Below are 5,887 nucleotides of genomic sequence, written 5' to 3' on the forward strand. Positions count from 1 at the left end.
GCAGGCATTGCCTGCGGCCCGCGATTGTATGATCCCCGGCCGGGCGGGGCGGCCGCCTCCCTCAGCCGATGCGTCCGAAGTCGGAGAAGGGGAAGCAGATGAACTCCGCCTTGCCCAGCAGATAGCGCGTGTCCACGGTGCCCAGGGTCACGTCCCGGCTGTCGTTGGAGTGGTTGCGGTTATCCCCCATGACGAAGACCGACCCCTCCGGCACCGTCACGGAGGTGAGATCCTCATACCAGGGCTCCTCCATGGGCTCGTTCAGATAGGGCTCGTCCAGGGCTTCGCCGTCCACATAGACGGTGCCGGTCTGGTAGTCGATGTCCACCGTCTGGCCCTCCACGGCGATGATCCGCTTGACAATGGGCCCCCTGGCGGCGTCAAACTCCTTGGTGAGCACCACGATGTCCCCCGGCTGGGGATCGGTGTAGCCGATGTCCCGGATCAGCATCACATCCCCCTCGTGGAGGGTGGGCAGCATGGACTCCCCCACCACCGGGGTGATGCGCCCCACGAAGGTGAATACCAGGATGATGGTCACCAGCGCCACAATCAAAATCTGAAGCCACTCGTAGGCATCCTGAGCGCCGCTGAGGGGCTTTTCTTCTTTTTTCGGTTTTTTCATGGGCAAACTCCCCGCTTTCGACAAAGGAGGGGCTGTCCAGCAGCCCCTCCCGTGCGTATCTTATTTCGCGTACTCGATGACCTTGGTCTCCCGGATCATGTTGACCTTGATCTGGCCGGGATACTCCAGCTCCTCCTCGATCTTCTTGGCGATGTCCCGGGCCAGGAGCACCATCTGATCCTCGCTGACCTTGTCCGGGGCCACCATAATGCGCACCTCGCGGCCGGCCTGAATGGCGAAGGACTTCTCCACACCGGGGAAGGAGGAGGTGACCTCCTCCAGCTTCTCCAGACGCTTGATATAGTTCTCCAGGTTCTCGCGGCGGGCGCCGGGGCGGGCGGCGGAGATGGCGTCGGCTGCCTGGACGATGCAGGCCACGATGGTGCGGGGCTCCACGTCGTTGTGGTGCGCCTCAATGGCATGCACGATGTCCTCGTTCTCCCGGTACTTCCGGGCCAGCTCCACACCGATCTGCACGTGGGAGCCCTCCACCTCGTGGTCGATGGACTTGCCCAGGTCGTGGAGCAGGCCGGCCCGCTTGGCCTGGGTCACGTCGGCGCCGATCTCAGCGGCGATCAGCCCCGCCAGGTGGGACACCTCGATGGAGTGGTTGAGCACGTTCTGGCCGTAGCTGGTGCGGTAGCGCATGCGGCCCAGTAGCTTGATGAGCTCGGGGTGCAGGCCGTGGACATTGGTCTCGAACACGGCGCGCTCGCCCTCGGCCTTGATGGTGGCGTCCACCTCCCGCTTGGCCTTCTCCACCATCTCCTCGATGCGGGTGGGATGGATGCGGCCGTCCTGGATGAGCTTCTCCAGGGCGATGCGGGCGATCTCCCGGCGCACCGGGTCGAAGCAGGAGACGGTGATGGCCTCCGGCGTGTCGTCGATGATCAGATCCACGCCGGTCATGGTCTCCAGCGTGCGGATGTTGCGGCCCTCGCGGCCGATGATGCGGCCCTTCATCTCGTCATTGGGCAGGGGAACCACAGAGACGGTGGCTTCGGCCACATGGTCGGCGGCGCAGCGCTGAATGGCCAGGGACAGGATCTCCTTGGCGCGGGTGTCGGCCTCCTCCTTGAACTGGGCCTCGATCTCCCGCACCTTCATGGCCGACTCATGGGTGACCTCCTCGGCAAGCTGGTTGATGAGGTAGTTCTTGGCCTCCTCGGCGGTGAAGCCGGAGATGCGCTCCAGCACCTCCATCTGGGTCTTCTTGACGGTGGCCACCTCGTCCCGGGCCGCGTCCAGCTCGGCCAGCTTGCGCTGCAGGGTGTCCTCCTTCTTCTCGATGTTCTCGGTCTTGCGGTCCAGGTTCTCTTCCTTCTGCTGGAGCCGCCGCTCCTGCTTCTGCAGGTCGGCCCGGCGCTCCTTCACCTCGCGCTCATACTCGTTGCGGGCCTGGAGAATCTCCTCCTTGGCCTCCACCAGCGCCTCTCGCTTCTTACTCTCGGCGCTCTTGATGGACTCGTTGATGATGCGCTTGGCCTCCTCCTCCGCACTGTTGATCTCTTTTTCCGCGGTGCGCTTGCGGATTTGAATGCCGATGGGAATGCCTATGATGAGTGCGACCACGGCCGTGATCACACAGGCGATGACAGTCTGCATCAAGGGTTCAACACACCTCCATATCTTGGATTTTCAAAGTTCTTTTTCATGAAACGGATGCACGCGCTCCCGCCCGCTCTTGGGCAGAGCGCACAAAATTTGAAGAGCTTACCCCTCGTTCTTCAAAATATTACACCTTATCTATTTTAAGTCTGCGGCGGCCTTCTGTCAAGAACATTCCTGTTCGGAATCAATTTCTGCGGCCCTGCGCCTCAAAGGGATCGGGGCAGGGAGTCGTCCTCCCGCACCCAGTCGGCCACATCTACCACCCGGTACTCCGTGCGGGTGTCCCGGATGACCACCCGGGCGATGCCGGCGTTGATGATGAGGCGGCGGCACATGGAGCAGGAGGTGGAGCCGGGAATCAGCGCCCCGCTCTCCGGCTCCACGCAGGCCATGTAGAGGGTGGCGCCCAGGGCCTCGCTGCGGGCGGCGGAGATGATGGCGTTGGCCTCGGCGTGGACGGAGCGGCACAGCTCGTACCGCTCCCCGGAGGGGATGTTCAGCGCCTCGCGGGTGCAGTAGTTCAGATCCACGCAGTTGCGCCGCCCGCGGGGGGCGCCGTTGTAGCCGGTGGAGATGATCTCGTCGCTCTTGACGAGAATGGCCCCATAGCACCGGCGCAGGCAGGTGGAGCGCCCGGCCACTGTCTGGGCGATGTCCAGATAGTAATTCTCCTTGTCGATGCGTCCCATAAACGCCCCTCCCATGCTTTTTTACCAGTATACCGGGTTTTCCGCCATCCCGCAAGCCCCGGAATGGCTGCCCCGGGCGGACAATTCACATATTGTTTACGTTTCCTTCCTTGACGAAGAAACAGGGAGGCGCTATCATAAGTTCAGAAAAAATTTATTTTTAACTTCAAAGGAGACGACCGTATTTCATGGTGATGAACTTCATTCGAAAATTGATGTACGGCCGGTATGGAAGCGACCAGCTCTCCTTTTTCCTCCTCGTGGTCTATATCGTCCTCATTCTTCTGTCCGGCCTGCCCCACCTGGAGGTGCTCTCCTGGCTGGCGCTGGCAGTGCTCCTGTGGGATCTGTTCCGCATGTTCTCCCGCCGTATCGACCGCCGCCGGGCGGAGAACGCCCGGTTTCTGGCTCTGGCCGGACCCGCCATACGCTGGCTGCGGATGCGCCGTACCATCCGCCGGGACAAGGAGCACCGCTACTTCAAGTGCCCCAACTGCGGACAGTATCTGCGGGTGCCCCGGGGGAAGGGGAAGATCACCGTCAACTGCCGCAACTGCGGCGCCAGCTTTGAGGAGCGGAGCTGAGCTTTCACCGGCCGGGGCCGGCGCGCCTTGCCGCGCCGGCCCCGCTTTGCCTTTACAGGCGGGCGAAAAGCTGGTATCATAGCAAAGAAAGTGGGTGAAGCCATTGAGACAGTGTATGGATGCGGACAACCTCCACCGCAGACTGAAAAAGATCATCGGGCAGTTGGGCGCCATCGACAAGATGGTGGATCAGGACGTGCCCTGTGAGGACATGCTGATGCAGATCAACGCCGCCAAGAGCGCCCTGCACAAGGTGGGACAGGTGGTGCTGGAGGGGCATCTCAACCACTGCGTCCGGGACGGCATCGAGCACGGAGACGCGGACCGGACCATTGCGGAATTCGCCAAAGCCATCGAGCACTTCTCACGTATGAGCTGACGCTGATGCGGCCCGTTTGGGCCGCTTTTTTCTTGACAAATAATACCCATGGGGGTATAAATATACCTATAGGGGGTATGGGTATATGAGACGGGATATCACATTCCTTGCGCTGGGAGGGGCTTCCCTCCTGCTGAGCTTTTTTGCCCCGGCGGCCATGCCGGTGAACCCGGCATGGCTGGCTATCCTGCTCTGCGGCGCGCCCATTGTCAGGGAGGCGGCCGTGGGGCTGTTCACCCGCTTTGACATCAAGGCCGACGTGCTGGTCTCTCTGGCGCTGCTCGCCTCGGTGGCCATTGGGGAGATCTTTGCCGCCGGTGAGATCGCCTTCATCATGCAGCTTGGCTCTCTGCTGGAGGAGCGGACGGTGGCCAAGGCCCGGGCGGGCATCGAAAAGCTGGTCCGGCTGACGCCCCGCACCGCCCGGCGGGTGACCGCCGCCGGGGAGGAGAGCATCCCCGCCAAGGCCGTGGCGGTGGGGGACCGGCTGCGGGTGCTCCCCGGAGAGACCATTCCGGTGGACGGGGTGGTGCGGGCCGGACAGACCTCCGTCAACCAGGCGGTGATGACCGGCGAGTCCCTCCCGGTGGACAAGGGGCCGGGAGACGAGGTATTCAGCGGCACTGTCAACCAGTTCGGCTCCTTTGAGATGGAGGCCGCCCGGGTGGGGGAGGACAGCTCCATCCAGCGGATGATCCGCCTGGTGCAGTCGGCGGATGCGGGCAAGGCGAAGATCGTGGGCCTGGCCGACCGCTGGGCCACCTGGATCGTGGTCGCCGCCCTCGCTTCCGCAGCCCTCACGTGGCTGCTCAGCGGTCAGGTGATCCGGGCGGTGACCATCCTGGTGGTGTTCTGCCCCTGCGCCCTGGTGCTGGCCACCCCCACCGCCATCATGGCGGCCATCGGCAACGCCACCCGCCACAGCTTCCTGGTGCGGGAGGGGGACGCCCTGGAGCGGCTGGCCCAGGTGGGCAAGGCGGCCTTCGACAAGACGGGCACCCTGACCCGCGGCGTGCCCGAGGTGACGGCGGTGCGCAGCCTGTCCCCCGGCGTGACGGAGGAACAGGTCTACGCCTGGCTGGCCCGGGCGGAGCTGGGCTCGGAGCATCCCCTGGGCAAAGCGGTGGTCAGGGGGTGGCAGGCCGCCGGAGGCGGGACGCCCGCCCCGGCGGAGGCCTTCGAGGCCCTGCCCGGCCGGGGACTCCGGGCGGTGCTGGACGGCCATACCGTCCTGGCAGGCAGCGAGGCCCTGCTGGAGGAGGCGGGCGCGGCCCTTCCCCCGGCGGCCAGAGCGGAGGCGGAGGGTTTTCTGGCCCAGGGGTGCACCCTCATCTATCTGGCGGTGGACGGGGCCCCCGCCGGCTTCTGCGCCCTGGCGGACACGGTGCGGGGAGAGGCGGCGGCCATGCTCCGGGCCCTGAGCGCGGAGGGGGTGTCCCCGGTGCTCCTCACCGGCGACAACGAGAACGCCGCCGCCCACATCGCCCGGACACTGTCCATTCGGGAGTACCGGGCGGGGTGTCTGCCGGAGGACAAGCTCAACTGGATCGACCGGGCTCAGCAGGCGGGCGTCCGGATCTGCATGGTGGGCGACGGCATCAACGACGCCCCCGCCCTGAAAAGGGCCTTTGTGGGCATCGCCATGGGGGGCGTGGGCAGTGATATCGCCGTGGACGCCGCCGACATCGTTCTGGTCAATGACCGGGTAGAGGAGCTGCCCCACCTGCTGGCCCTGTCCCGGCGGATGATGACCACCATCCGCCTCAACCTGGCCTTCTCCATGGCCCTCAACCTAGTGGCCATCGTGCTGGCCATGACCGGCGTCCTCAACCCCGTGGTGGGGGCCCTGGTTCACAACGCCGGCTCCGTGCTGGTGATCCTCAACTCCGCCCTGCTGCTGAAATGGAGGAGAAGGAGCTGACGCCGCGGGGAGCATGGAGCATATGGAAAAACAGAGCCGCCGCCCCGACTAGATCGGAAGAGCGTCGTGTAGGGAAAG

General features: G+C 64.6%; 6 protein-coding genes. 3 read left to right on the forward strand and 3 right to left on the reverse strand.

Going from position 1 to position 5,887, the window contains the following annotated elements; all coding sequences use genetic code 11:
• Positions 1-61: 61 nt before the first annotated feature.
• The 3 genes from lepB to HMPREF0372_RS06420 form a co-directional block, all read right to left on the reverse strand.
• Positions 62-625: a signal peptidase I gene (gene lepB / locus HMPREF0372_RS06410; protein ID WP_007489960.1), complete on the reverse strand. Its 564-nt coding sequence runs from the start codon at positions 623-625 to the stop codon at positions 62-64.
• A 60-nt stretch (positions 626-685) separates the two neighbouring features.
• Positions 686-2,230 (reverse strand): ribonuclease Y, encoded by a 1,545-nt coding sequence (gene rny, locus HMPREF0372_RS06415; RefSeq protein WP_007489961.1) that lies wholly within the window; start codon positions 2,228-2,230, stop codon positions 686-688.
• Between the two features lie 212 nt (positions 2,231-2,442).
• Entirely contained in the window at positions 2,443-2,925 is a 483-nt protein-coding gene (locus HMPREF0372_RS06420; RefSeq protein WP_039996803.1) for a deoxycytidylate deaminase, read from the reverse strand.
• Between the two features lie 188 nt (positions 2,926-3,113).
• On the opposite strand from HMPREF0372_RS06420, the gene HMPREF0372_RS06425 reads away from it, so the two are divergent.
• From HMPREF0372_RS06425 to HMPREF0372_RS06435, 3 genes are all read left to right on the forward strand, one after another.
• Positions 3,114-3,509, forward strand: coding sequence for a hypothetical protein (locus HMPREF0372_RS06425; RefSeq protein ID WP_007489963.1), 396 nt, complete (start codon positions 3,114-3,116; stop codon positions 3,507-3,509).
• A gap of 103 nt (positions 3,510-3,612) precedes the next feature.
• Positions 3,613-3,888, forward strand: a complete 276-nt coding sequence (locus HMPREF0372_RS06430) for a metal-sensing transcriptional repressor (RefSeq protein WP_024725326.1) — start codon at positions 3,613-3,615, stop codon at positions 3,886-3,888.
• Between the two features lie 85 nt (positions 3,889-3,973).
• Entirely contained in the window at positions 3,974-5,809 is a 1,836-nt protein-coding gene (locus HMPREF0372_RS06435; protein WP_007489965.1) for a heavy metal translocating P-type ATPase, read from the forward strand.
• The last annotated feature ends 78 nt before the right edge of the window (positions 5,810-5,887 follow it).

It is taken from the genome of Flavonifractor plautii ATCC 29863 (assembly GCF_000239295.1).
GTDB lineage: Bacteria > Bacillota > Clostridia > Oscillospirales > Oscillospiraceae > Flavonifractor > Flavonifractor plautii.